The sequence below is a fragment of the Paenibacillus sp. J22P90 genome (assembly GCF_059692195.1).
The window spans coordinates 214418-240362 of record NZ_JCAUAY010000007.1 but is presented as its reverse complement, the minus strand read 5'-3'; the positions used below and the strand labels follow the sequence as shown (position 1 = coordinate 240362).

Sequence of the window (25945 nt, the reverse complement as noted above, 5' to 3'; positions counted from 1 at the left end):
ACGCAAGCTTTTCTCAGGAAGAGCGCTTAGGAGGGCAAATCATGAAATTTCAAAAAATTCTAATTGCGAACCGCGGCGAGATTGCGGTTCGTATTATCCGAGCATGCCGCGAGCTAGGAATTTATACGGTTGCTGTTTACTCGGAAGCAGACCGGGAAGCTTTGCATGTTCGTTTGGCGGATGAAGCATACTGCATCGGACCGACAGCATCCAAGGACAGCTATTTGAACTTCACCAACCTGATGAGCGTAGCCACATTAACGGAATGTGATGCCATTCATCCAGGATACGGCTTCCTAGCTGAAAATGCTGACTTCGCAGAAATTTGCGAGAGCTGTAATATCACGTTCATCGGACCTTCACCTGACGCTATCTCCCGGATGGGGGATAAGGCTGTTGCGAAGCAAACGATGAAAGAAGCGCGAGTTCCGATTATTCCGGGATCCGACGGTTTGGTTGAGGATATTGAGGATGCCGTGGTTATCGCACGCGATATCGGTTATCCAATTATTATCAAAGCGACAGCAGGCGGCGGAGGCAAAGGTATTCGTATTGCTGAAAACGAGGAAACACTCGTTCAACAGATTACGGCTGCTCAGCAAGAAGCTCAGAATGCTTTTGGAAATGCAGGCATTTACTTGGAGAAGTACTTAACAGGCATGAAGCATGTTGAGATCCAAATCCTTGCTGATAAGCATGGCAACGTTGTTCACTTAGGCGAACGTGATTGCTCTGTACAACGTCGGAGACAGAAGCTTGTTGAAGAAGCGCCTTGTCCGATCCTTACAGAAGAAACACGTAAAGCGATGGGGCAAGCAGCTGTACGTGCAGCGAAGGCAGTTAATTATTCCGGAGCGGGAACACTTGAATTCCTATTAGGTCCAGACGGTAATTTTTACTTTATGGAAATGAACACACGGATCCAAGTTGAACATCCGGTAACAGAAATGATTACAGGTATCGATATCATTCAAGAAATGATTCGCGTAGCTGAAGGTAATCCGCTGTCATTCCGACAAGACGACGTCCGCATCAACGGCTGGGCAATCGAATGTCGTGTGAATGCAGAAGATCCGAATCGAAACTTCATGCCATCTCCAGGGCAAGTGAAATTTTATTTGCCGCCAGGCGGCTTCGGCGTGCGTGTGGATAGTGCGGTGTACCCAGGGTATTCCATTCCGCCACATTATGATTCCATGATCGCGAAGCTTATTGTTTGGGGAAGTACGCGTGATGAAGCAATTAACCGCATGAAACGTGCGCTCAATGAGTTCGCGGTTGATGGTGTGAACACGACGATTCCTTTTCACTTGAAGCTGCTTGAACACAAGAAATTTATCAAGGGTGACCATGATATTAAGTTCTTGGAAGAGCACGATGTGAACGATCCAGAATCGTAAGACAAACATTTGTCATATTTTTGCCAAAATGTTATACTAATAAATTAAGATGGCTTATCCCATTTATTTCAGTGCCAGCTTTTCTGGCACAAAACTTTTTTAACTTATGATTACGAAGCAAGTATGCTTCACAACCATTTTAGGAGGTGCCACAATGAGCACAATCGCTCCGGATTACGTCAAGACAGACATGGGCAGCATCCAGATTGCCCCCGAGGTTATCGAAATCATTGCCGGTTTGGCAACGGTGGAAGTGCAAGGTGTAGCGGGGATGAGTGGCGGATTAGCTGGCGGCATTGCTGAATTGCTTGGACGCAAGAATTTGTCCAAAGGCGTAAAGGTAGAGGTCGGACAACGTGAAGCTGCCATTGACGTCTCCATCATTATCGAATACGGCAATCGTATTCCTGAAGTTGCTAATGACATTCAGAACAATGTGAAACAAGCCATCGAATCGATGACAGGATTGAATGTTGTTGAAGTGAATGTGCATATTCATGATGTTCATTTCAAGCAGGCGGATAAACCGATTGACGAAGAACCAGCGGCTGCCCAACGTGTGAAATAGGCGGTAAAGCTGAGCCATATGGATCAATTGAAACCCCCTACAGGTTGCAGGGGGTTTCCTCTAACTTAGGAAGGGGACAAGCGTAGTGGGTAAAATTGTGGACAGGCTCTTACTACTTTTCTATAGCCTGATTATATTCGTCGCATCGATCATTGTATTGTTCACAGCATCTAGCTGGATCCCACGCGATCAAGCAAGTCAAACGCTTAGTCATTTTTATTACGAGAAGAGCTACGCCTATCCGGGCATTATCATCAGTTTGATCATGCTGCTGATTTCTGTGCGTTTCTTGGTCGTAACGCTTCGTCGCGGACGTTCCCAGGCTCCGTCGATTGATCAACGTACCGATTTTGGCGATATTCGTATCTCCATCGAGACGGTTGAGAATTTATCCCTGAAAGCCGCGGGCCGCACGAAAGGTGCGAAAGATCTGCGTGCACGTGTTAGAGTGAATCAATCCGGGCTGGAAATTACAATTAGAACGATTGTAGACGGCGAAAGCTCGATTCCAGAACTGACTGAAGACATGCAAGGTACAGTGAAAAGTTACATAGAAGATATTACCGGTATTCCTGTAGCTTCCGTAACGGTATTCGTAGCGAACATCGTGCAATCTGCCCCAACGTTTAAAAGCCGGGTCGAATAGAGGTGAATCCACATATGTGGGATGAACTATGGAAATTCCATAGGGGCAAAGTAATCGGAGTAACAGCAGGTATTTTCTTCGGTTTTATTTATTTGTTTTTTGGTTTTTGGGATATGTTGATCTTTGGATTCATTGTACTTGTAGGTTTTTATGTTGGGAATAAGCTGGATCGTAAGGAAAGTTTCGTCATGTTAGAAGACATTTGGCGCTATCTCACACAAAAATGGAGAATGTTTCGCTAAAATCCCTGGTTCAACCATGGATTTTTTTGTTTGGATTGGCTCCAATTTGACGTATACTAAGAGAAAGAGTTTTTAGGAGAAGTCGTTTTGCTGGAGCGAAACGCTTAGGAGGAACAGAATGAAACGCAGAGTCGCACGTGAAATTGCTATACAAAGCTTATATCAAATCCAAATGAATGAGGCTACTCCTCAGGAGGCAGTTCAAATCGCTATTCATGAAGCTGAACATGATAATGAATCGCAGTTGGATTTCTCCGGAGATAAGATAGATCCGGTCTACATCGTTGAGCTTGTTGAAGGGACTTACAAGAACAAAGTAAACATCGACGAGTTGCTAGAGGAGTACTTAAAGGGCTGGGCAATGGACAGGTTGTCTCGGATTGATCGGGAAGTGCTGCGCCTTGCTGCATATGAGATGCTGTATCGTGATGACGTACCGCCGAAAGTTGTTGTCAATGAAGCGATCGATTTGGCCAAGCATTATGGCACAGAGGAATCAGGGAAATTCGTAAATGGAGTGCTCGGGAAGATGATTAAAGAAATCGAAGAGTTGAAAGAAAAAGTTTTGCGTACACAATAATCACGGTGCATTTTACTTTCATATACGTAGGGTTTATCAGGCTAAGGGGGAAATGAATAACATGTCAGCACAAGTAATTAATGGGAAAGAACTCGTAAGCTCGATTCGTGAAGAAATTAGATCGGATGCAGCTAAGCTTACTGAACAGGGAAATCAACCAGGTCTTGTCGTTGTGATTGTTGGTGAAGATCCAGCTTCGCAAGTGTATGTTAGAAATAAAGCGAAAGCTTGCGATGATGTAGGTATCTATTCCGAAGTACACCGCCTGCCTGAGCATACGACACAAGCAGAATTAATCGCACTCATTCATACGTTTAATCAAAATAGTCGCATCAACGGAATCCTAGTTCAGTCTCCGCTGCCTAAGCATATCGATGAAGAAGCCGTTGTTGACGAGATTGATCCTGCTAAGGATGTGGATTGCTTCCATCCCGTCAATGTCGGTAACCTGATGATCGGGAAAGATGGCATGAAGCCGTGTACGCCGCATGGTGTTATTGAAATTCTTAAACGTACAGGCGTTGAAATCGCTGGTAAGCATGCAGTTGTTGTAGGGAGAAGTAATATCGTTGGCAAACCGATGGCGATGTTGCTGCTGCGTGAGCATGCGACGGTGACCGTTGTGCATTCCCGTACACCAAATATGGAAGAGATTACGAAGCAAGCGGATATCCTCGTGTCTGCCGTAGGTAAAGCGAATTTCATCAAGACTCATCATGTAAAGCCAGGTGCTGTTGTGATTGATGTCGGCATTAATCGGAATAGCGAGGGTAAAGTGACTGGGGATGTTGATTTCGAAGAAGTTAAAGAAGTTGCAGGTACGATTACACCCGTTCCAGGTGTAGTAGGTCCAATGACGATTACGATGCTGCTTCGCAATACAGTTGATGCGGCTAGCCGCGCAGCTAAAGCGAATGTGAGCGTATAGTCAACCTATGGCGAAAAACGAGACCAAGATTTTTTCGGTTAAGGATTTAAATCGCTATATTAAGCTATTGCTGGAAGGAGACTCGCGTCTCCAGGATGTGTGGGTGCGAGGCGAGATTTCGAACTTCACGCATCACTCTAGCGGGCATATGTATTTTACGTTGAAGGACGCAGACGGCCGGCTGAAAAGCATTATGTTTGCTTCCCATAACCAGAAGCTAGGATTTATCCCGAAAGAGGGCACGAAAGTGATCGCTCGCGGGAATATTTCTGTTTATGAGCGAGACGGCGCATATCAATTTTATGTGACGGCGATGCAGCCTGACGGCATCGGCAGCTTGTATTTGGCCTACGAGCAGCTGAAAAAGAAGCTTGAAGGCGAGGGCCTGTTCGCGGTGGAGCGCAAGAAACCGATTCCTCGGTTTCCGCGCGCCATCGGCGTGATCACGTCCCCGACGGGGGCCGCCATTCGTGATGTGATCATCACGCTGCAGCGGCGCTTCCCGTCGATCCCGATCTTGCTGTACCCTGTCCTCGTACAGGGTACACAGGCGGCGCCTTCGATCGTGAAAGCGATCGAATCGATGAACCGGCTCGGTGAAGCCGACGTGCTCATCGTGGGCCGCGGCGGCGGCTCACTGGAAGAGCTGTGGGCCTTCAACGAGGAAATCGTTGCGCGGGCTATCGCAGCCTCCGCGATTCCGATCATCTCAGCCGTCGGCCACGAGACGGACTTCACGATCGCCGACTTCGTCGCCGATCTAAGAGCGCCGACGCCTACGGCGGCGGCCGAGCTCGCGGTGCCGCACCACCTCGAGCTGAAGCAGCAGCTATCGCAGCAGGCCCAGCGCCTGCATTACGGGCTGCTGCAGCAGCTGCGCCGCAAGCAGGAACGGCTGGAGAGCGCGAAGCGCTCGCCGTTCCTGACCAACCCTCGCAGGCAGCTACTGATGCAGCCTGCGGAGCGTCTCGACCGGCTGGCGGAGCAGCTCGGTTACCGGATGCGCCAGCGGCTCACTGAGCTGGCGCAGCGTCGCATGAAGCTGGAGCGTCGCTTATCCAGCTTCAATCCAACCGAGCAGGCCGTGATGGCAAGGCAGCGTTTGGATGTATCCAAACGCCAGATGCTCACGGCCATGCAGACCCTCCTGCGCTCGAAGAAGCAGGAGTGGCAATCCAGCGTCCGTCATCTGGACGCGCTCAGCCCGCTCAAGGTCATGCAGCGGGGCTACAGCCTTGCGTATGACGAGCAGGAGAAGCAGCTCGTTCGATCGATTGGTCAAGTGAAAATTGGGGATCGTTTATCCATACGTCTTAAGGACGGTAAAATACAATGTCAAGTTTCGGGGATGGAGGCGAACGTGGATGTCAACAAGTGAAATGGAAGTAAGCTTTGAGACGGCAATCGAGCAGCTAGAGCGTATCGTAAGTCAGCTGGAAAGCGGCGATGTGCCTTTGGAGAAAGCGATTGAACTGTATCAAGAAGGCGTAAGACTCTCCCACCTGTGCGGTGTTAAACTTGAGCAAGTGGAGAAGAAAATTGAGATGCTGGTTGAAGGGGAAGCTGGGGTAACACGAAAGCCTTTCCAGCCTGTCTTGGAAGATAAGGGGAATTAGTTTGAATAACACGACGTCGAACATTCATACATATATTGCTTCCCATGCTGAACTGGTGGAAGCTGCATTGCGTCAGTCGTTGCCTGCGGCCTGGGATGTCCCTGCTTCACTGCGTGAGTCGATGGACTATTCCCTCATGGCTGGCGGCAAGCGTCTGCGTCCAATTATGGTTCTAGCTGCTGCTGAGGCGCTAGGGGGCTCGCTTGAGGCTGCAATGCCTGTAGCCCTTGCCATCGAATTAGTTCATACGTATTCCTTGGTGCATGATGATCTACCAGCGATGGATAACGATGATTATCGCAGAGGAAAGTTAACGAATCATAAAGTATATGGCGAGGCGATGGCTATTCTAGCTGGCGACGCGCTGCTTACGCATGCCTTTTTCAGTGTTGCCCAAGCGCACAAAAAGTTCGGCGTTCCTGCTGAACGTGTGCTGGCGATTACGGAAGAGCTTTCTGTGCTTGCGGGTGCTCGCGGGATGGTCGGCGGCCAGGCTGCGGACATGCTTGGGGAACAAGGTTTAACCAAGCTGGAAGAGCTAACGTACATTCATACGCACAAAACAAGTGATCTCATCGTATTCTCCGTGCGAGCGGGCGGTCATATCGCAGGCGCGACGGAAGCGCAGCTAGAAGCGCTCAGTGAATTCGGTCATGCGCTAGGACTCGCTTTCCAAATCCAAGATGATATTTTGGATATTATCGGGGATGAAGCGAAGCTTGGTAAGCCTGTGAAGAGTGATGAGAAACAGCAAAAGGTTACATTCCCTTATTTTATCGGCATGGAAGCCTCCGAACAGAAGGTGCAAGAACTGACGACTCAAGCGAAAGAAGCGCTGCTTCGCTCCAATATTGCCAACCCGGAGAGGTTGCTGCAAATCGCGGATTACTTGATGAAAAGAGATCACTAAGTGGCCATTCATCGAGGTCCTATTTTGAATTAATTGAAACTTATTGGCATGGTTAACGTACACGTTCTATAGGGGGGCGTAGACGTCTATCCATGGCGTTTTACACGATTTACCCAATTCTATGATATAATGGTGAAATCACAGTATTTTCACATTGAAAGTGAGGAAAAAGCGTGCTGCTCGAACAAATCAATCGGCCTGCGGATTTGAAGCGGTTATCCTTGACGGAGCTTGAAGAATTGGCAGGAGAAATCCGTCAATTTCTAATTGAAAAGCTTTCTGTTACGGGTGGTCATCTGGCCCCGAACTTAGGCGTGGTTGAACTCACAATTGCCTTGCATACCATGTTTCACAGCCCGTATGATAAACTGATTTTTGATGTGGGTCATCAAGCATATGTGCACAAAATTTTAACTGGACGCAAAGATAAATTTGATACCTTGCGTAAATATAAAGGACTTTGCGGTTTTATTAAGCGTTCCGAAAGTGAACATGATGTCTGGGAAGCAGGGCATAGCAGTACCTCCTTGTCCGCTGCCATGGGTATGGCGATGGCGCGTGATCTGAAAGGCGAGCATAATAAAGTTGTTGCCATCATTGGAGATGGTGCGCTGACAGGCGGTATGGCGCTTGAAGCGATGAATCATATTGGACACGAGAAGAAGAATATTACGGTCATTCTGAATGACAATGAGATGTCTATCGCGCCCAACGTAGGGGCACTTCATAATTATTTAAGCAAAATTCGTTCTGATCGTCATTATTTGAAAGCCAAAGAAGAAGTTGAACACTTACTGAAGAAAATTCCTGCCATCGGTGGAACGCTGGCCAAAACTGCGGAGAAGCTGAAGGATAGTCTTAAATATTTTGTTTTGAATGGCGTATGGTTTGAAGAGTTAGGCTTTACTTATATCGGACCTGTTGATGGTCATAATCTACAAGTTCTAATGGAAACGTTGAAGCAGGCGGAGAAGGTTTCAGGACCTGTGCTGATTCATGTCGTTACGACTAAAGGGAAAGGCTACAAGCCTGCCGAAAATGATTCGCATACATGGCACGGCTTAGGGCCGTACAAAATGGAATCAGGTCAAGTACTCAAGTCATCTGGTCCGCCGATGTATACACAAGTATTCGGAGATACCTTAATTGAGCTTGGGGAAAAAGATTCCCGTGTCGTTGCAGTTACGCCTGCGATGCCAGGTGGATCTGGATTGTTGAAATTTGCAAAGCAATTCCCTAATCGGATGATCGACGTTGGGATTGCTGAGCAGCATGCTGCCACATTATGTGCAGGCTTGGCAAGCGAAGGCTTGAAACCTGTATTTGCGGTATACTCCACATTCCTGCAAAGAGCATATGATCAAGTTGTTCATGACATTTGCCGACCTAATTTGAATGTTACCTTTGCGATTGACCGTTCAGGCTTCGTTGGTCCTGACGGCGAGACGCATCAAGGGGTTTATGATATTTCATTTTTGCGTACGATTCCGAACATGGTCTTAATGATGCCGAAGGATGAGAAAGAGCTGCGCGATATGATGCAAACAGCACTCGAATATAACGATGGTCCGATTGCGTATCGCTATCCGCGTATTAATGGCACTGGCATCAGTATTGAAGAGGCGCCTAAAGCAATTCCAATTGGAACATGGGAAACGGTTCGTGAGGGTGATTATGCCGCTGTACTGGCCGTTGGACCTATGGTTCAAGTTGCCGAAGAGGCTGCAGCGCAGCTGGCACAAGAAGGTATTCAGCTTCGCGTTGTGAACGCAAGATTTATTAAGCCTTTGGATGAAGCTTATTTGCTGCAGCTAGCTAATGAATCCATGCCTGTCATTACCATGGAAGAAGGTTCGATCCAAGGCGGATTCGGAAGTGCTGTCCTGGAGTTCTATGCAGAGAAGCGTATTGTTGGTTTGCAAGTTGAGCTGATGGGAATTCAAGATTATTTCGTGGAGCATGGCAGTGTGCCTGAGCAGCGCGAAGAAGTTGGATTAACACCTCATCATTTAATTGCTGAAGTGAAGAAGCTAGTGCCGCGTAAGGTCCTCAAGGCGAAGGTCTAGTAACCGATTGGAATAGGAGCAACACATCATATATGTCATCGGATAAAGAACGTTTAGATTTATTGCTGCTGGAGCAAGGGTATTTCGAGAGCAGAGAAAAAGCAAAGGCCGCCATTATGGCTGGCCTTGTTTTTGCGGATGAAGAACCAGTTGATAAAGCTGGGATGAAAATAAGCCGGAAAGCCGTGTTGAAAGTAAAGGGTGCGCTTCATCCTTACGTAAGTCGTGGCGGACTTAAGTTTGAAAAAGCGATTAAGCAATTTGAAATCAATTTGCAAGACGCGGTTATGATAGACATCGGGGCTTCTACTGGCGGTTTTACGGATTGTGCGCTGCAAAATGGCGCTGCATCTGTCTACGCTGTCGATGTCGGCTATAACCAATTGGATTGGTCGCTCCGCAACGATGAGCGTGTTCATGTTATGGAGAGAACGAATTTCCGTTACACGAAATTGGAGGATTTGAATGGGCCGAGACCGACTTTTGCCAGTATCGATGTTTCGTTCATTTCACTGCGCATTATATTGCCTCCGCTTAAAGAAATTTTAGGGGATCAAGGGCATGTCGTCGCACTGATTAAACCGCAATTTGAAGCTGGTCGAGAAAAAGTCGGGAAGTCTGGTGTCGTGCGTGATACGGACGTCCATATCGATGTGCTTACCACAGTATTGTCATTTGCTGAGGAGCTTGGCTTTCGCTTGAAAGGTCTGACGTACTCTCCGATTACAGGCGGCGAAGGGAATATTGAATTCCTTGCCTATTGGTCCAGTAATGAGGGTGAGGAGTCGGTGGCAACGCCTTCTTCGATGAAAGGCCTTATTGCAGAGACGGTAAAAGCTTCGCAGAAACTACAAGGAAAATAAACTCATCTTTGAGAACGCCTTTGCGGCCCTGAGATGGGTTTTTTCAAATTATAAACATATATTTGTTTCACTTCAAAGAAAGGATTTTCCTTACGAACTCGCGAATACTATGGCGAGGTGAGGGACATGGAACAAGGCGATGTGAAAGTCATTTTGTTAATCCTGATCGGAATTATATGTATCGTCATTTGGCGGTTTCAGAAGTGGACTGCAGGAGCAAGTCGCAGAAGAGGACGCATCCCAAGGCATGCGAACATTCCTGAGGACGATGTAGTCGACCTCTTAGAAGCTGCTGGCTTCGATGTGCTGGCGGGCAAGACCAAAATCCCGATTTCCATGACAGTTGGCGAGCGGGATCAGTTGGAAAGTCGACTATTCGTTGATTATTTTGTGCAAAAGGAAGATGACGTTTATCTTGTGAAAGTGGCGAGAGAACGCAAGCCGCTTGAGATGACAGGGAGCGCTGTTCGTGACATGCTGCTGCCTTACACCCTCATTTATCCTGAGGCACAGGGTATCCTTTACGTTGATATGACCGTTAATAAAATCAAAAAAATCACATTTCACATAGAGGTGTAAGGATGAAGGGCCAAAGGCATGTAAAAATAAGAGAAATTATTACGAATCATGAGATCGAAACACAAGATGAATTAGTTGAAGCGCTTCGCGCGGCTGGATTCCATGTGACACAAGCGACGGTTTCGCGTGATATCAAAGAGTTACACTTGATTAAAGTCCCCTTAGATGATGGCAGATATAAATATTCCATGCCTGCGGATCAGCGCTTTAATCCTATGCAACGACTGCGTAGAGCTTTAAGCGATCATTTTGTCAGTGTGGATTATACGGATAATTTGGTCGTCATGAAATGTTTGCCAGGGACTGCGAATACGATTTGTGCTTTGATTGATAATTTGGAATGGAATGGCGTTATGGGCACCATTTGTGGAGATGATACCATTCTGGTGATATGCCGCGGGAAAGAGAATAGCGTAACTTTTGTAGATGAAGTCATGTCGTTACTATCATAACTATCAGGAGGCGTTCATGCTTACAGAGCTTTCGATTCGAAATTTAGCGGTTATTGAACATGTACATATTCGGTTTAAGGCAGGTTTTCACGTTTTGACAGGGGAAACAGGCGCCGGGAAATCGATCATTATAGATGCGTTAACTTTAATAGTTGGCGGCAGAGGTTCATCGGAACTAGTTCGCTATGGCGCAGAGAAAGCGGAGATTGAAGCGATGTTTGATTTACCGGCTTCTCATCCTGTTTGGCATACGCTTACAGAGTTAGGGATTGAAGCGGATGCATCCGAGCATCTCATAATTCGTCGTGAAATTACAGCGACGGGCAAAAGCTCAAGTCGGATTAATGGTCAGCTAGTCAACATGACAATGCTGCGCAAAACGGGCGAATGGCTAGTTAATATTCATGGGCAGCATGAGCATCAATCTTTGCTCCATGTGGACGAGCATATTCATTCCCTCGATTTATTCGGAGATGCGGAGATTGAGTCAGCCAAGTCGACGTATCAAGCCAGTTATGATCAGTACATGAAGCTCCAAAAAGAGCTTAATGATCTGCAAGAGACAAGCAAGCAGGCGCTGCAAATGTTAGATTTGTATCGTTTTCAAATTGACGAAATATCGGCAGCCAAGCTCAAAATCGGTGAAGATGAGAGCTTAGCTGAAGAGAAACGGAAGCTAGCGAATGCAGAGAAGCTGTATCAAAATACGACCGAAGCTTATGATTTTCTCTATGCTACGAATCGGGGACTAGACGCTGCAGGTAAAGCAGTCGCACGTTTACAGGATATTGTGCAGTTAGATCCGACGAACCTGAATCCGATTCTGGAACAAGCCCAATCGGCCTTTTATCAGCTAGAAGATGCGGCCTACCAGATTAGGGATTACCGCGATGGCATTGAATTCAATTCGTCTCGTTTAGATTTTATTGAACAACGATTAGATACGATTACGTCTCTTCGCCGGAAATATGGAGAGAATATTAAAGAGATTTTAAACTACCTAGCTAAGATTAAAGATGAAGTCGATACCATTGAAAATAAAGATGAAATTATTCGTAAATTAGAGGACAAGCTTGTTCTTGCTGAGAAGCAAGTGGGTATTCATGCGTTGGATCTTTCCAACCTGCGTAAAGGCATTGCGAGTGATCTTTCTGCTCAGATTGAACATGAATTGCGCGACCTACAGATGGAACGAACACAATTCCGAGTTCAAATTGCTCATATAATTGACGATCGCGGTGTAGAAGTCGATGGGAATAAGGTTCGCTTTTCAAGGCAAGGGATTGATCAAGTTGAGTTTCTTATGGCCCCTAACCCAGGTGAGCCGCTGCGTGGACTCAGTAAGATTGCCTCAGGCGGAGAGCTCTCTCGTATTATGCTCGCAATGAAAGCCATTTTTGCACGTATTGATCAAATTCCGGTATTAGTATTTGATGAGGTTGATACGGGGGTTAGCGGCCGCGCGGCGCAAGCGATAGCGGAGAAAATGTCTGTTCTTTCCCAGAGCTGTCAAGTGTTCTCGATTACCCATTTGCCGCAGGTTGCCAGCTTTGCAGATGTTCATTTCTATATTCGAAAAGAAGTGGATCATGAGCGCACGTTTACACGGGTTCAAGATATGCCAGATGCTGGCCGAATTGAAGAGCTTGCGAGAATGCTTGGCGGTGTAGAAGTAACAGAAACAACGCTGCATCATGCGGGAGAAATGCTTACCATGGCAAAAAATAAGAAAGCAAGGGTATGAAAGTATAGATAGTCAGCATTTACAGTTATAAAAGAAGGGGACTGGGGTTAACTTATAGGTACGCAATTGACGAGTTCATCGTCAGGGCTCAAGGAATTTTGAAGGAGCGTGTTGATAGTGCAATCCAACAAAAGAAAAAGATTGTTCGGACTCTTGCTCGTCTTCTTCGTTTGCTTGGTCAGTGTGTCCCCGCCTTTTCAGAGCTTTGCTTCCTTTCCCCAAGAACTTCGACTGTTCAGCGGACAAGGGAAGCAGCTTCAATTAACGATGCCGGTCAGTGCCCAGGTGACGGTCAAGGATACGGATATTGTGAAGGTTAACGGCAACGCCGAGCACTCATTTCAAGTTAATTTAAACGAACCTATCTCTTTGCAATCCGACCATTCCGGACAAACGGAAATGAAGCTCAAACTGTTCGGAGCCATTCCCATCAAGACAGTCAAAGTGAATGTTGTACCTGATTTAAAAGTAATCCCAGGGGGCCAAACAATCGGTGTGAAAATTAAGTCTGCCGGCATTTTGGTGGTAGGTCATCATTTGGTAACTGTTGCCTCAGAGCAAAAAGTTTCACCTGGGGAAGAAGCTAAAATTCAAGTTGGCGATTTGATTATGAAAATCAACGGCAAAGATTCGAAGGATGTTAGCAAGGTCGCGGAGCTAGTAGCCAAATCCGGCGAAAGCAAAAATCCGCTCGTTCTGCAAATTTTACGCAACAATCAAGAGATCACTGTCAAGCTGCAGCCTGTCTATGACATTGTAGATAAGTCTTATCGTCTAGGGCTGTACATTCGCGATTCCGCGGCAGGTGTGGGCACATTAACGTTCTACGCGCCAGATCAAGGCGTCTATGGGGCACTTGGACATGTTATTACCGATATGGACACTCAGACACCTATTGTTGTTGGTGATGGTGATATTGTGTACTCCAATGTGACTTCGATTTCCAAAAGTCATAATGGCGACCCTGGCGAGAAACACGCTACGCTGTACAAAGACAGTAAAGTTATCGGCAATATTGAACGGAATACGGCCTTCGGCATTTTCGGTAAAATGTATGGCGCTCCTGATCACAGCTTAGATAAAGAAGCAATTCCAGTTGCTTTCGCGGAAGAAGTGAAGGAAGGACCGGCACAAATTTATACCGTGCTCGAAGGGCAGAAGGTTGAAAAATTTGATATTCAAGTCGTTCATGTATCCAAACAAGATGTACCGGGTACTAAGGGCATGGTTATCAAAATAACAGACCCACGTTTATTAGATAAAACAGGCGGCATTGTTCAAGGGATGAGCGGCAGCCCAATTATTCAAAATGGTAAATTGATCGGAGCGGTCACACATGTGTTTGTGAATGATCCGACCAGCGGCTATGGCTGCTTCATAGAATGGATGCTGCAGGACTCTGGCATCATTCTTCGTCCAACATCTGGGAACACAGGCAAAGAACTAAAGGTGAGCTAAACGCCTTTCGTTCTTTGTTTCTTTTTTACCTCATTTTACATAAAAATAGCGAGTTTCGTGACTTCATGTCGAATAATGTTGTAATCAGAAGATAAATATTTCATTATATAAGAAAGTCAAACAAAAGAAAAGAAATATATTATTCGACAGAAGGAATTTAAAAAGAGCTGTCGAATAAGTAGTTAAGAGAGAAAAATCCCATCTTGTTTTAGTAGCTAAAGGAGGAAATTCAGTTGCAAAAAATTCAGGTATTACTTGCAGATGATAATCGCGAATTCACCCATTTATTGTCAGAGTTCATTGGTGAGCAAGAAGATATGGAAATTATGGGCGTTGCCTACAACGGTAACGAGGTCCTTCGTTTTCTGGAGCAGCAACGTGAACTGCCTGATGTTCTCATTTTAGATATTATTATGCCTCATCTAGATGGTCTCGGTGTTCTGGAAAAAATGCGTGAAATGAACTTGCCTTCACAGCCTAAAATCATTATGTTGACTGCATTTGGCCAAGAAAATATTACGCAAAAAGCAGTTCAGCTAGGCGCTTCTTACTACATCCTTAAACCATTTGATATGGAAACCCTTACGAACCGTATTCGTCAGCTTGCTGGCAATCCGTCAACAACAACTACTACGACATCCACACCGCGTGCAAATGTTGTACATATGCCTAAAGGCAAAAACTTGGATGCCAATATCACAAGCATTATTCATGAGATTGGTGTACCTGCTCATATTAAAGGTTATCAGTATTTGCGCGAAGCGATCACGATGGTGTACAACAACATCGAAATTCTTGGCGCGATCACGAAGACGCTTTACCCAGCTATTGCTGAAAAGTACAAAACGACGCCAAGCCGCGTCGAACGTGCGATTCGCCACGCGATTGAAGTCGCTTGGACGCGCGGCAACATCGACAGCATCTCCTTTATTTTTGGCTATACGATTAATATCTCGAAATCTAAGCCGACGAACTCCGAGTTCATCGCGATGGTGGCGGATAAGCTCAGAATTGAGCATAAGGTTTCTTGAGAGGGTTAGTATCTTTGTAAAACAGATATGGTGGAGGACGCTCATCGCTGAGCGTTCTTTTTCTATTTTAGAAGCGGTATGGATCGCATGAGAAGCAGAAAGACTACCTAGACAGTCTAGGTAGTCCCTCTGTATTTTGTTGTTATTACCAAACGAAAGCGCTAGTGATAATAACCAATAAGATGAAAAGTACCAAAACAGCTGCTGCAGAAGTACCATACCCAGTTCCACAACTCATTCGAATCAACCTCCAATGGTTATTTGGTTTGTGTTTCGAGATAGCTTATGACTATTTTCGCGGAATGTTTGGGCGAAACGACTGATTGTGCTAGTGTCCCTGTCCGTTAAAATATTTTTATTTGTAAGGAAATGCGATAAATGAAAACTTGGAACCAAGGGATAAGTTATTACGTTATAACAACATAGCTTATTCTTTCGCAGGAGAAGCGTGAGGGCAGAATTAAAGATAGCATGGAGGCAGCGAGGATGTTACTTGCATTAGTGATTGTAGTGGTTATGGTTGGTGTTTATTTTCTGTTTATGAGTACTTACCCGGTTTTCGGTAGAAAGCCCTCTGAGGAGGATATACGGCGGTTTAAGGAGTCTCCCCAGTATGCAAAGGACAAGTTTGAAAATCCAGTTCCAGCGATGATGAATATGAACTTTTCAACAACGCTCGGTATACTGCGTGATATGATTAAAGGTAGTCCGCATCGACGTCCAACAGCCCCGTTGCCTATGAGTACACCGCAATTTCGTGTAAATGATGATACTAGCGTCACGTGGTTTGGGCACTCCGCGAGTTTGCTTACGATCGATGGCAAGGCTTTGCTGTTAGACCCTATGTTCGGACGAACACCTTCTCCGTTTCCTTGGATAGGTAAAAACAGATACAGCGGGGGAATCCCCTTTGAAATAGATGAGCTGCCGCACATTGATGCGGTTATTTTATCCCATGATCATTATGATCATTTGGATTATGGCACGATTTTGAAAATTAAGCACAAAGTAAATCGTTTTATTGTGCCTCTAGGCGTTGGCGCTCACTTAATCCGCTGGGGAGTACCGGCAGCCAAGATTGAGGAGCACGATTGGTGGGAGGAGCTGATGTATGAAGGTCTACAGCTTGCGTGCACCCCAGCCAATCATTTCTCGGGGCGCAGCGTCAATGATCGCGGAGCAACATTATGGTGTTCTTGGGTCATCAAGGGCAAGCAGTCCAGCGTCTTTTTCAGCGGTGATAGCGGGTATACGCCTCATTTTAAACAAATTGGTGATAAATACGGTCCTTTCGACCTGACCTTGATGGAATGCGGGCAATATGATGAGCGATGGGCTGATATTCATCTGATGCCTGAAGAAACGGTTCAAGCGCATCTGGATGTGAGAGGAAAAGTTATGCTGCCCATACATTGGGGCGCCTTTACGTTAGCTATCCATGATTGGAATGACCCCGTTGCTCGTGCCGCGAAAGCTGCTCGGGAACAGGGTGTAACCCTCGTAACCCCGCCAATTGGTCAAACAATTACGTTAAAAGGATCACAGATTGTCAGCTATCCAAATGCGAATTGGTGGCTTCAACATTCGTAATAGATACAGCTGAACTGGATACAAGCGCTTCCGCATGGTATTATGAATGAGGTTAATAGACAGAAGTGATCAGGAGAGAGAAGCGTCTATGTCGGAACAAAAAAGTGTTCGCAAATTTCAATTTCTGGCTGTTTTGCTGGGAATAGCTATTGATAATATTGGGACAATGTTATCATCAGCTTTGATTGGCAGTTTATATTTTGGGAGCGGGACCGTGCAGGAGCAAGACATTAATGCGCTCTACTCGAACGCTGCTCTGCTGCTCGTATTTCTAGTAGTAGGCTTGTTCTGTACGTTTCTGGGTAGTTATGTCACTGCTAAGGTGGCCAAGCGTGGCGAGCTGTTTAATGCAGCGATTATTGGTGTGATTGGCGCAGGCATTGGGTTCGATTCCTTACTCACAGATGATATCATTCCGTTATGGTATGAGTTAATTGGGCTTGTTGCAATCGTACCTGTGGCACTCTTAGGTGGATATGTTGCTCTCAAGAGAAAGAAGACTGTATCGTCATAGATGTATTCTGGTTGGGAGGTGGGCGGTATGCCGAAGTTCGCGAATGTGAGCGAGGAAGCGACAGCGTTTCTGCGGAAGCAAACAGGGAGCAATCAGTTGGAGTGCTATACCTATATTGATGCAGACATTACCGCAGATAGCTTCTTTATTGTGAAGACCAGTAACAAGGTTATTCATGTCTCTTTTGCAGAGATTACGTATGATCCTAGAAATTATCAGAGCTTGCTAGAAGGGCTCTATCGAGCTATTTATGAATAGTTAGTGCCGTACGTATAGATCATGATGCCGAACAACAATGAACCCCCTCAGCCGATGGCTCAGGGGGTTCGTCATGTTTTGAATATTACTTAATGAACGATAGGGCTTGATCAGCAATAGAATGCTTGTAGCGATCCAGACAGTTGCAAAGGTAATCTTTGCGGCAAATCGGGCAAGGCTCTTTCATCAAACGGTTCAAATCGGTCACGCGGCCGATACCCGTTTCAGCATCTCTTTCAAAGAAAAGACGGCATTTATTGCGGTCTTTCAAGGATACTACAACTTCGAATAGACCATTCTTTTTATTATCGCTCACTATTGTTGCATCAACTACCTGCGGATCGTAGGCCATATGTATTTCCTCCTAAAGAGTTTGCTCAGCATAGCGTACTGCATCGCAAATTCATAAATTAACATGCTTTTCTCTTTGTTTGCTAAGTTGCATTAGTATATTATATAAATAAAAAAGATTTTATTCAATAGGAGGCCATCTAGACATGATTATGGACTATTGTGAACAGGAAAAATCAGAGGGCCAGACACTTCTTCACATCGGTCTGCAGTTTGAGGATGAGCCTGATTCCTTGTATGTCGCGGAGCTGGAGGCGGACGAACAAGGCGTCGTGAAGCGTTGGCAGTTATTCTTTAATGGATTTGATTGCAAATATAGTTTTAGTCCCGCGGAGAAGGAAGAATTGATTCAATATGCAGTTCAACAGGGAATGACCATTCGTTTAGATTAGCTGCAAATAGAAAAGGAATTATCACCATGTACCGAATGGTTCAAATTCCTTGACTTGTGTTTATTTTGTTGTTTGTTTTGCAGTTCTAGTCGTGTAGGCGTTGTTTTGGTTACAGGATTCAAACCGTGCCAGTGCAATCGGTTCATCATTGGATCTAATTTACCTTCACGTATACTTCGTTGACGCAATTTTTGTGCTTGAGATCGAGACATATGCATTCCCTCGTTTCATATAAGTTAGTACTTTTATTTTAACACGTGATAGGGTAGAGGCAATGGAAAGTTTTATTTTATTCAAAAAGGGTGATCAGGTTGCGTATACAAGTCCAATTAACGGTCGATGGCGAAATGAAGAAGACGGATGTGCTCGAAATCGCTGAGCATAAACTGGGTGAAATGACGGACGAAGAGATCGAACAAGCGATCGAAGTGAACATTCGAACCTGGCTGGATCGGATGGTCCGTGTGGAGTGGGAAGTAATCGACGAATCATAAAAACGGCTCCGAAGGGACATGCCCAACGGAGCTTTAATAGTCAACCTATGTATGTTTAGTGAACAATGTTGTCCACGCCAGTTTTCTGTATCGCATGTTCCCAACTTGGGTAGTAATACAAGGCGTTTTTCATAAGATCAGGATGTGATTTCTTCACACTTTTTTTGGCTAGTGACTCTCCTGTGCTGTGAAGCTGCACAATTTGGCCTAACACTTCATCTGCGCTCATGTTTAGCTCCATAATAAATTCCCCTCCTTTCGAAAAGAATATAAACCAATGCTTGCCATCCACGGCTTAAAATATACATAGAATTTTGTGGTATCGGGTAAATTAGGTAGGCCCTAAGACGATGTTAAGAAAGTCAGGTGTCTTCCTTGAATTGGTCTTCCTTATCTTTATTTGCTGCGAAACCGAATCCGCTTTGCAAAGGGAAAATAACGATAGCAACAACGTATGAATCCGTTCGGCAGCTTTCGCTAAGTCGTATTGTTGTGGTCACACAGGGAGACATTGATGAAGAACATGCGCAGGAGCTTATCGACCGAAGAGTCAAGGCTGTTGTACACTGTGGACCCGTCATGTCTGGCGTCATCCCGACGCAAGGACCGCTCTTGCTTTTACAGCAGCAGATTTTAATCTGCGAAGTAGACGCAAGCAATTTCGATAAATTGCTGCCTGATGCAGAAATGTTTATATATCCCGATGCGATTCATGTGTCCGGGCTAGCTTTGCCATGTAGAATCTTTACGCGAGAAGACTGGCTGACGGCACAACGAATTGCGAATGCACAGGCGTTAGAACGTTGGGATGCTTTCATCGAACTCACCTTAGCGGTTGCGATGCGAGATAAGCAGGCTATGCGTAACCCCTTGCCTAACTTGATGCTGCGCACCTCATTAGAAGGTAGACATATCTTGGTGGTGGGAGCTGGAAAAGGCTATAAGAAGGACTTGCGAGCAGCGAAAGGGATCATTACCGCGATTAAGCCCATTCTACTAGGCGTTGGGGAAGGGGCAGATGCGTTGCTTGCTGATGGGTATCTGCCGGATATTGTGATTGCGAAGGCTAATCAAATCTCGCGTAAAATATGGCAGAGTGGTGCGGAAATTATTATCCATACGGATTCGCGCAATCAAGAAGATATCGAAGGTTTCTCTTCATCCAGTGTCGATACGCATGTGCTGCCTTGCCTCGGTAACAGTGAGGATGCCGCTTTATTGCTAGCGTATGAAAAAGGTGGAGAATGGCTTATAACGGTTGGGGTACAATCACATATGAATGATTTTCTAGCTAAGGGCTATGAGGATATGGGAAGCGCTTTGCTGGTACGAATGAAAGTCGGTGAACGGCTCGTGGATTTCAAAAGCTTACAATCGTTGACGATTCCATCCCATCATTGGGGAAAAGAAGCGATTTCTACCTTGCTGCTTTCAGGTGCGTTTATCGGGCTTAGTTTCTTTCAACTGCATTGGATTATGAAGCGCGCGGCACATGTTGTGTGGAAGCTTGTTGGGGAGAGCTGAGGCTTTGGGGCTCACTTGGGGTTCCCTAAGTCGAAAAAATCGACTTAGTCGCTCTAATTTGGCGGCTCCTAGGGGGCTCAAAATCAAATTCAAAAAAAAGGACCGGACATCATGTCCGGTCTATTTATTGCGTTTTGCCTTAAATCTAGGGGCAAGATAGTTCCTTTTGCGGTCTCTGAAAAAAGTCCAACCGCCGATAAAAGCAACACCGAGCAAAAATAAAATCAAACCTAAGAAAAATTTCCCCCATAACATGCCAGTGTTCGTCGTAGTGTCGAATTGTGCAAAGAAGGCATCCTTCATAGCGAGAAAACCATACGTAGCAGTAATGCCGGGAATAACGAGAAGAAGAATGGCGATAAAACGATAGACGGTTGCTTTCATATTGACTCCTTACCTGACAAAATAACTCTATATTCTACATCATACTCGGAATCCGCCAGCGTGTCTAATTCACAAATAAGACTATGACTTCGATCCCAAAAAAGGGTAATATAATAGAGACGCACGTATACATAGAACAAGCAATTGTTTCATAGGAGGCTAAACTACATGAGTGAATATAGATATGATGTGGTGGTATTGGGTGGAGGAATTGGTGGCTATACCGCTGCTATTCGAGCTGCACAGCTAGGGAAAACGGTAGCGATCGTCGAACGGGATAAAATGGGCGGAACTTGCTTACATCAAGGCTGTATTCCAAGCAAAGCATTGCTGCGGAGTGCGGAAGTGTATGCCACGATGACGCATAGCGAGGATTATGGCATTTCTGCTGAATCTATCTCGTTGAATTTTGATCAGGTCCTTGGTCGTAAGCAGCGCATCGTTGATCAATTACACCAAGGGCTTCAATTCTTGATGAAAAAGAATAAGATTACGATTCACCATGGGAATGGACGCATTATCGGACCCTCGATTTTCTCGCCGCGCAGCGGTGCTGTTTCCGTTGAGAAGGAAGACGGCGATATTGAAACACTTCTCTCGAACAATTTGATTATTGCAACGGGCTCGAGACCACGCAGCTTGCCTGGGCTAGAAATTGATGGGACCACCATCATGACGAGTGAGGATGCACTAAGAATGGAAAGCCTGCCAAAGTCCATCATCATTGTGGGCGGTGGCGTCATTGGCGTAGAATGGGCATCGATGCTTCGTGATTTTGGCGTAGAAGTAACTATTGTAGAAGTGGATAAGCGCCTAGTCAGCCTCGAAGATGAGGATGTTTCCAAAGAGTTAGAGCGTCTATTCAAAAAGCGCGGCATTAAACTCATGACAGGCACGAAAGTGCTGCCAGAGACTGTGAAAGTGGTCGATGGTAGCGTTACTATGCAAGTGGACAAGCAGGGAGAGGTGCAGGAGCTATCTGCGGAGCGTGTGCTCATTTCGGTCGGCCGTGTGGCGAATGTGGAAGCAATGGGCCTAGAAAATACGGATGTTAAAATCGAAAAAGGCGCCATTCGCGTCAATCGCTTTATGCAAACAACGGAATCACACATTTATGCTGTTGGTGATGTGATTGGCGGACTCATGCTGGCGCATATGGCAGGCCACGAAGGTATCGTTGCAGCGGAGCATATTGCTGGCCATCAGCCGGATGAGCTTCAAGCACATCTCGTCTCCAAATGTACATATACAAGACCTGAAATTGCCAGTGTTGGTTGGACCCAGCAACAAGCAATTGAGAAGGGGCATCAAGTGAAAGTTGGCAAATTTAGTTTCAAAGGAATAGGGAAAGCTCTAGTTTATGGGGATTCCGATGGCTTTGTGAAGGTTATCGCAGATAAAGATACGAATGATATTCTAGGGGTCCACATGATCGGTCCTCATGTCACGAACAGTATCACAGAAGCTGCGCTGGCTCAGGTGTTGAACGCAACACCATGGGAGGTTGGACAGACGATTCATCCGCATCCGACGTTGTCAGAAGCACTAGGTGAAGCGATGTTGGCTGTTGATGGGATAGCAATTAGCGGATAAAAATTGTAATCATAAACGTTTGCGTTTATAATATGCTTATAGAGTCAAGTACTAGGACCAGGTAATAAGTTTTAGTAGCCATTTTAATCTCACTAAGGAGGCAACCTCCATGTCCATTGGTCAGCTATATAAGCACAGAAGTTTAGGATTATCCGACGATGAAGCCGTACGTATGTATACGGTCATGAGTCTTGCAGCTAAATTTGATGAGCGTGCCTTCATGCTTCAACGCGCGGGTAAAATTCCGTTTCATGTATCAGGAGCGGGACAGTATGCCGGACAAGTCGGTATGGCTTTCGCGATGCAGCCGAAGAAGGATTATTTTTTGCCATACTATCGTGATTATGCATTCGTTCTTTCCGTTGGTATGACCGTAAGGGATCTTATGCTTGCAGTGTTCTGTAAAGCAGAAGATGTGAATAGCGGCGGCAGACAGATGGCTGGTCATTTTGGTGATCGGAAAAATCATATCGTCACGGGATCATCCCCGGTTACAACGCAAGTTCCTCATGCAACGGGGTTCGCTTTGGCAGCCAAAATGAAAAAACAAGACTTCGTGACATTCGTATCCTTCGGAGAAGGCTCCAGTAATCAAGGGGATTTCCATGAGGGTTGTAATTTCGCGGGTGTACATAAGCTGCCGGTTATTTTCGTCTGTGAAAATAATCAGTACGCCATTTCAGTACCGCTTCATAAACAGGTAGCAGGCAAAATTGCCGACCGTGCGATGGGGTATGGATTCCCAGGCATTCAAGTCGATGGCAACGATGTTTTGGAAATGTACCGTGTAATGAAAGAAGCGAGAGAAAGAGCCGTTCGTGGCGAAGGTCCGACATTGATCGAGATGATGACGTACCGCATTATGCCGCACTCAACTTCCGATGATGACATGCTATACCGGACAAAAGCGGAAGTGGACGAGAATCGCCAGAAGGATGGCATTGTGAAATTTAAGGAATATTTAATGGCTTGCGACCTTTGGAGCGAAGAGAAGGATCAAGAGCTTCAAGATCGTTTAAAGCAAGAAGTTAACGATGCAACGAAGTATGCTGATCTTGCCCCTTATCCGAAGCCGGAAGATACGCTTCTTCATGTTTATGCGGAAGGAGATGGCAACTAATCATGGCAACTATTACTTATTTGGAAGCAATTCGCTCTGCGATGCAGGAAGAAATGCATAAGGATGACAACGTATTCGTCCTTGGTGAGGATGTCGGCAAAGGCGGCGTTCTCAACACAACGAAGGGCCTTCGCGATTTGTTTGGCGAAGAGCGCGTAATGGACACGCCGCTTGCCGAATCGGCAATCGTAGGTGTAGCGATCGGCGCGGCGATGTATGGCATGAAGCCGATTGCAGAAATTCAATTTGCCGATTTTATCTTCCCGGCAACGAACCAAATCCTTAGCGAAGCCGCGAAAATTCGCTATCGCTCGAATAATGACTGGAGCTGCCCGATTGTCATTCGTGCGCCATATGGCGCTACTGGGGCGGGCGCGCTGTATCATTCCCAGTGTCCGGAATCCGTATTCTTCGGCACACCTGGTTTGAAAATCGTTGCACCATCGAATCCTTATGATGCCAAGGGACTATTGAAGGCCGCGATTCGCGATGCGGACCCTGTTCTCTACTTTGAACATAAGAAGTGTTATTTAGCGCTATCTGCTGAAGTGCCAGAAGAAGACTATATCGTTCCGATTGGCAAAGCAGATGTGAAGCGTCAAGGGACGGATATTACAGTCATCGCTTATGGAATGGTTGTGAACTATGTGCTCCAAGCGGCTGAGGAATTGGCCAAGGAAGGCATCTCCGCACACGTACTTGATCTGCGTACCTTACAGCCGCTTGATCGTGAAGCGATTCTAGAAGCAGCAAGAAAAACAGGCAAAGTGCTCATCACACATGAGGATAATAAAACAGGCGGCGTCGGTGCGGAAGTATCTGCGATTATCGCGGAAGAACTGCTGTTCGAACTGGATGCACCCATCGCAAGACTATGCGGTCCAGATGTTCCAGCGGTAGGCAGCAATCCTCCGATGGAGAAGTTTTTCCTGCTGAATGCCGATAAGCTGAAGGAAGCTATGCGTCAGTTGGCTTTATTCTAACCACAATAGAAAGTATAAGTTTTCGGTCCCCGAAAATACCTTTCTATTTGGCGATAAAACCATTTATAGGGATCTTTGGTCGGAGACCAAAGTCTCTCTGCTTAAACGCGGTCGCTCATCCTTGAATGGCCTCGATAGAGGTTTTCTCACATTTTTCCTGTGATCTTTCCGAATTTAGGAGGTACTCATATGAACCAAACCGGCCGCCTCACCGAGGTGACTGTTCCGCATTTAGCGGAAAGTCTCGTTTCGGCTACCATAGGCAAATGGCTGAAAAAGCCAGGCGATTATATCGAACAATATGACGTTCTTTGTGAGATGTTTACAGAGAAAGTAAATACAGAAATGCCCAGCCCGATCGAGGGTAAGCTAATCAAAATCATTGTCGGCGACGGCGAAACGGCTGCAGTCGGCGAAGCGATTTGCGTCATTGAAGAGCCTGTTGACGCTTCAGCGAGCACATCCGCGGCGCCAATCGCTGCATCCGAAGCTTCGATCATTTCCGCTGACACGGATCAAAGCATGCGCGGGCGCTACTCACCTGCGGTTCACAGACTAGCGCAAGACAACCGCGTCGATTTGTCGCGCGTTGCAGGGACAGGCCTTGGCGGTCGTATTACCCGCAAGGACGTGGAGACCTTCATCGCCTCAGGCGGTGCGAATGCGGCCCCAGCGGCCGTTCAAGCTGCGGCGCCAGCAGTAGCAGCCCCGGTGGCACCTGTAGCTGCTGAAAAGCCTGCAAGTCAGCCAGTGCGCAGCTCGGGTATCCATTTATCCGCGAGTCCACAAACGCCGCTGATCGAAGCAGAAGGGCATAACCTAGATGCGCGTAATGAGCATTTCATTGATGTAACGCCAATGCGTAATGCCATTGCGACAAAAATGCGTCAAAGCGTTACGGAAATTCCGCATGCTTGGACGATGATTGAAGTCGACGTGACCAATCTAGTTGTGTTACGGAACAAGGTGAAGGACGAGTTCATGCGCCGCGAGGGCATTAACTTAACTTACCTGGCGTTCATGCTGAAAGCCGTCGTCAACGCAATCAAGGATTACCCAATCATCAACTCCGTTTGGGCTGTAGATAAAATTATCGTCAAACGGGATATTAATATTTCCTTGTCTGTCGGTACCGAAGATTCGGTTATGACACCGGTCATTAAAAAAGCGGATCAGAAAAATATTGCGGGGCTGGCAAGAGAAATTGACGAGTTAACCAAGAAGACACGTGCGGGGAAATTAGCGCTGACAGATATGGTTGGCGGTACGTTTACCGTTAATAATACAGGCTCCTTCGGTTCGATTCTGTCGTACCCAATCATTAACTACCCGCAAGCGGCGATTGTGACGTTCGAATCGATCGTGAAGAAGCCTGTCGTGATTCAAGATATGATAGCGGTGCGCTCCATGGTTAACCTATGTTTGTCCTTGGATCATCGTATTCTAGACGGTGTGATCTGTGGAAGGTTCCTGCAGAGAGTGAAAGAGAACTTAGAAAGCTACAACGCGGATACTAAAATTTACTAATGACTTATGATGTGAAAAATAATCCGGCTGTAAACAATAAACTGGATAACAGCATAACGATGAGCATAATGTAAATAACGAATTTAAACCATTTTTTATTCTGTAGCACGGGATTCACTCCTTTTTCGTCCA

32 protein-coding genes are annotated in these 25945 nt (G+C 46.0%); 26 read left to right on the top strand and 6 right to left on the bottom strand.

Annotation, left to right across the window (positions count from 1 at the left end; genetic code table 11):
- Nucleotides 1-41 precede the first annotated feature (41 nt).
- The 16 genes from accC (at nucleotide 42) to spo0A (ending at nucleotide 15083) form a co-directional block, all read left to right on the top strand.
- Complete coding sequence (gene accC / locus AC58UX_RS23095) at nucleotides 42-1400, top strand: acetyl-CoA carboxylase biotin carboxylase subunit (RefSeq protein ID WP_497257060.1); 1359 nt, start codon at nucleotides 42-44, stop codon at nucleotides 1398-1400.
- A gap of 154 nt (nucleotides 1401-1554) precedes the next feature.
- On the top strand, nucleotides 1555-1968 hold the full coding sequence (locus AC58UX_RS23090) for an Asp23/Gls24 family envelope stress response protein (protein ID WP_497257058.1): 414 nt from the start codon (nucleotides 1555-1557) through the stop codon (nucleotides 1966-1968).
- A gap of 85 nt (nucleotides 1969-2053) precedes the next feature.
- Nucleotides 2054-2614 carry an alkaline shock response membrane anchor protein AmaP gene (gene amaP / locus AC58UX_RS23085; protein ID WP_497257057.1) on the top strand — a complete coding sequence of 187 codons (561 nt, stop codon included), beginning with the start codon at nucleotides 2054-2056 and terminating at the stop codon, nucleotides 2612-2614.
- 14 nt (nucleotides 2615-2628) lie between these two features.
- The gene (locus tag AC58UX_RS23080) at nucleotides 2629-2856 is read left to right on the top strand and encodes a DUF2273 domain-containing protein (protein WP_497257055.1); all 228 of its coding nucleotides are present in this window, start codon (nucleotides 2629-2631) and stop codon (nucleotides 2854-2856) included.
- Between the two features lie 118 nt (nucleotides 2857-2974).
- Nucleotides 2975-3436 carry a transcription antitermination factor NusB gene (gene nusB / locus AC58UX_RS23075; RefSeq protein WP_497257053.1) on the top strand — a complete coding sequence of 154 codons (462 nt, stop codon included), beginning with the start codon at nucleotides 2975-2977 and terminating at the stop codon, nucleotides 3434-3436.
- 61 nt (nucleotides 3437-3497) lie between these two features.
- The gene (gene folD, locus AC58UX_RS23070) at nucleotides 3498-4364 is read left to right on the top strand and encodes a bifunctional methylenetetrahydrofolate dehydrogenase/methenyltetrahydrofolate cyclohydrolase FolD (RefSeq protein WP_497257051.1); all 867 of its coding nucleotides are present in this window, start codon (nucleotides 3498-3500) and stop codon (nucleotides 4362-4364) included.
- Nucleotides 4365-4371: 7 nt separating this feature from the next.
- Nucleotides 4372-5742: an exodeoxyribonuclease VII large subunit gene (gene xseA / locus AC58UX_RS23065; RefSeq protein ID WP_497257049.1), complete on the top strand. Its 1371-nt coding sequence runs from the start codon at nucleotides 4372-4374 to the stop codon at nucleotides 5740-5742.
- Nucleotides 5729-5980, top strand: coding sequence for an exodeoxyribonuclease VII small subunit (xseB, locus tag AC58UX_RS23060; protein WP_497257047.1), 252 nt, complete (start codon nucleotides 5729-5731; stop codon nucleotides 5978-5980). The genes xseA and xseB overlap by 14 nt, the downstream gene beginning before the upstream one ends.
- A 1-nt stretch (nucleotide 5981) precedes the next feature.
- Nucleotides 5982-6890 (top strand): polyprenyl synthetase family protein, encoded by a 909-nt coding sequence (locus tag AC58UX_RS23055; protein WP_497257045.1) that lies wholly within the window; start codon nucleotides 5982-5984, stop codon nucleotides 6888-6890.
- 173 nt (nucleotides 6891-7063) lie between these two features.
- A complete protein-coding gene (gene dxs, locus AC58UX_RS23050) occupies nucleotides 7064-8956 on the top strand; it encodes a 1-deoxy-D-xylulose-5-phosphate synthase (RefSeq protein ID WP_497257043.1) in 1893 nt (630 codons plus the stop codon).
- Nucleotides 8957-8988: 32 nt separating this feature from the next.
- Complete coding sequence (locus AC58UX_RS23045; RefSeq protein ID WP_497257041.1) at nucleotides 8989-9819, top strand: TlyA family RNA methyltransferase; 831 nt, start codon at nucleotides 8989-8991, stop codon at nucleotides 9817-9819.
- A 126-nt stretch (nucleotides 9820-9945) separates the two neighbouring features.
- Nucleotides 9946-10398, top strand: a complete 453-nt coding sequence (locus AC58UX_RS23040) for a hypothetical protein (RefSeq protein WP_497257270.1) — start codon at nucleotides 9946-9948, stop codon at nucleotides 10396-10398.
- A gap of 2 nt (nucleotides 10399-10400) precedes the next feature.
- A complete protein-coding gene (gene ahrC / locus AC58UX_RS23035) occupies nucleotides 10401-10850 on the top strand; it encodes a transcriptional regulator AhrC/ArgR (protein ID WP_497257039.1) in 450 nt (149 codons plus the stop codon).
- A gap of 16 nt (nucleotides 10851-10866) precedes the next feature.
- Nucleotides 10867-12594: a DNA repair protein RecN gene (gene recN, locus AC58UX_RS23030; protein WP_497257037.1), complete on the top strand. Its 1728-nt coding sequence runs from the start codon at nucleotides 10867-10869 to the stop codon at nucleotides 12592-12594.
- A 117-nt stretch (nucleotides 12595-12711) separates the two neighbouring features.
- Entirely contained in the window at nucleotides 12712-14052 is a 1341-nt protein-coding gene (spoIVB, locus tag AC58UX_RS23025) for a SpoIVB peptidase (protein ID WP_497257035.1), read from the top strand.
- 233 nt (nucleotides 14053-14285) lie between these two features.
- Nucleotides 14286-15083 (top strand): sporulation transcription factor Spo0A, encoded by a 798-nt coding sequence (spo0A, locus tag AC58UX_RS23020; protein ID WP_497257033.1) that lies wholly within the window; start codon nucleotides 14286-14288, stop codon nucleotides 15081-15083.
- 145 nt (nucleotides 15084-15228) lie between these two features.
- Here spo0A and AC58UX_RS23015 read toward each other — a convergent pair whose 3' ends face one another.
- Nucleotides 15229-15321: a YjcZ family sporulation protein gene (locus AC58UX_RS23015; RefSeq protein ID WP_082595420.1), complete on the bottom strand. Its 93-nt coding sequence runs from the start codon at nucleotides 15319-15321 to the stop codon at nucleotides 15229-15231.
- A gap of 248 nt (nucleotides 15322-15569) precedes the next feature.
- Between AC58UX_RS23015 and AC58UX_RS23010 the strand changes: the two genes are divergently transcribed.
- The 3 genes from AC58UX_RS23010 (at nucleotide 15570) to AC58UX_RS23000 (ending at nucleotide 17445) form a co-directional block, all read left to right on the top strand.
- Nucleotides 15570-16673, top strand: coding sequence for an MBL fold metallo-hydrolase (locus AC58UX_RS23010; protein ID WP_497257031.1), 1104 nt, complete (start codon nucleotides 15570-15572; stop codon nucleotides 16671-16673).
- An 88-nt stretch (nucleotides 16674-16761) separates the two neighbouring features.
- Entirely contained in the window at nucleotides 16762-17187 is a 426-nt protein-coding gene (locus AC58UX_RS23005) for a hypothetical protein (protein ID WP_497257029.1), read from the top strand.
- 27 nt (nucleotides 17188-17214) lie between these two features.
- Complete coding sequence (locus AC58UX_RS23000) at nucleotides 17215-17445, top strand: hypothetical protein (protein WP_497257027.1); 231 nt, start codon at nucleotides 17215-17217, stop codon at nucleotides 17443-17445.
- Nucleotides 17446-17530: 85 nt separating this feature from the next.
- Here the strand turns inward: AC58UX_RS23000 and AC58UX_RS22995 are convergent, their stop codons facing one another.
- Nucleotides 17531-17797, bottom strand: coding sequence for a hypothetical protein (locus tag AC58UX_RS22995; RefSeq protein ID WP_497257025.1), 267 nt, complete (start codon nucleotides 17795-17797; stop codon nucleotides 17531-17533).
- 145 nt (nucleotides 17798-17942) lie between these two features.
- Between AC58UX_RS22995 and AC58UX_RS22990 the strand changes: the two genes are divergently transcribed.
- Nucleotides 17943-18188: a hypothetical protein gene (locus tag AC58UX_RS22990; protein WP_497257023.1), complete on the top strand. Its 246-nt coding sequence runs from the start codon at nucleotides 17943-17945 to the stop codon at nucleotides 18186-18188.
- Here the strand turns inward: AC58UX_RS22990 and brfA are convergent.
- On the bottom strand, nucleotides 18185-18400 hold the full coding sequence (brfA, locus tag AC58UX_RS22985; protein WP_497257021.1) for a ribosome rescue factor BrfA: 216 nt from the start codon (nucleotides 18398-18400) through the stop codon (nucleotides 18185-18187). The two genes, AC58UX_RS22990 and brfA, sit on opposite strands and share 4 nt — an antisense overlap.
- Before the next feature lie 99 nt (nucleotides 18401-18499).
- Between brfA and AC58UX_RS22980 the strand changes: the two genes are divergently transcribed.
- Nucleotides 18500-18682, top strand: coding sequence for a hypothetical protein (locus AC58UX_RS22980; RefSeq protein WP_497257019.1), 183 nt, complete (start codon nucleotides 18500-18502; stop codon nucleotides 18680-18682).
- 55 nt (nucleotides 18683-18737) lie between these two features.
- Here AC58UX_RS22980 and AC58UX_RS22975 read toward each other — a convergent pair whose 3' ends face one another.
- Complete coding sequence (locus AC58UX_RS22975) at nucleotides 18738-18923, bottom strand: hypothetical protein (RefSeq protein ID WP_497257017.1); 186 nt, start codon at nucleotides 18921-18923, stop codon at nucleotides 18738-18740.
- 134 nt (nucleotides 18924-19057) lie between these two features.
- Here AC58UX_RS22975 and steA point away from each other — a divergent pair, with 134 nt between their 5' ends.
- A complete protein-coding gene (gene steA / locus AC58UX_RS22970) occupies nucleotides 19058-20206 on the top strand; it encodes a putative cytokinetic ring protein SteA (protein ID WP_497257015.1) in 1149 nt (382 codons plus the stop codon).
- A 120-nt stretch (nucleotides 20207-20326) separates the two neighbouring features.
- On the opposite strand, the gene AC58UX_RS22965 is transcribed toward steA, so the two are convergent.
- A complete protein-coding gene (locus AC58UX_RS22965; protein ID WP_497257013.1) occupies nucleotides 20327-20590 on the bottom strand; it encodes a DUF2627 domain-containing protein in 264 nt (87 codons plus the stop codon).
- A gap of 168 nt (nucleotides 20591-20758) precedes the next feature.
- Here AC58UX_RS22965 and lpdA point away from each other — a divergent pair, with 168 nt between their 5' ends.
- The 4 genes from lpdA to AC58UX_RS22945 all read left to right on the top strand — a co-directional run bounded on the left by lpdA (nucleotide 20759) and on the right by AC58UX_RS22945 (nucleotide 25813).
- Entirely contained in the window at nucleotides 20759-22183 is a 1425-nt protein-coding gene (gene lpdA, locus AC58UX_RS22960) for a dihydrolipoyl dehydrogenase (protein ID WP_497257011.1), read from the top strand.
- Between the two features lie 109 nt (nucleotides 22184-22292).
- Nucleotides 22293-23303, top strand: a complete 1011-nt coding sequence (locus tag AC58UX_RS22955; RefSeq protein ID WP_497257009.1) for a thiamine pyrophosphate-dependent dehydrogenase E1 component subunit alpha — start codon at nucleotides 22293-22295, stop codon at nucleotides 23301-23303.
- A gap of 2 nt (nucleotides 23304-23305) precedes the next feature.
- Entirely contained in the window at nucleotides 23306-24286 is a 981-nt protein-coding gene (locus AC58UX_RS22950) for an alpha-ketoacid dehydrogenase subunit beta (RefSeq protein WP_497257007.1), read from the top strand.
- A 189-nt stretch (nucleotides 24287-24475) separates the two neighbouring features.
- Complete coding sequence (locus tag AC58UX_RS22945; RefSeq protein ID WP_497257005.1) at nucleotides 24476-25813, top strand: dihydrolipoamide acetyltransferase family protein; 1338 nt, start codon at nucleotides 24476-24478, stop codon at nucleotides 25811-25813.
- 4 nt (nucleotides 25814-25817) lie between these two features.
- Here the strand turns inward: AC58UX_RS22945 and prli42 are convergent, their stop codons facing one another.
- Nucleotides 25818-25922 (bottom strand): stressosome-associated protein Prli42, encoded by a 105-nt coding sequence (gene prli42, locus AC58UX_RS22940; protein ID WP_436237184.1) that lies wholly within the window; start codon nucleotides 25920-25922, stop codon nucleotides 25818-25820.
- Nucleotides 25923-25945: the final 23 nt, after the last annotated feature.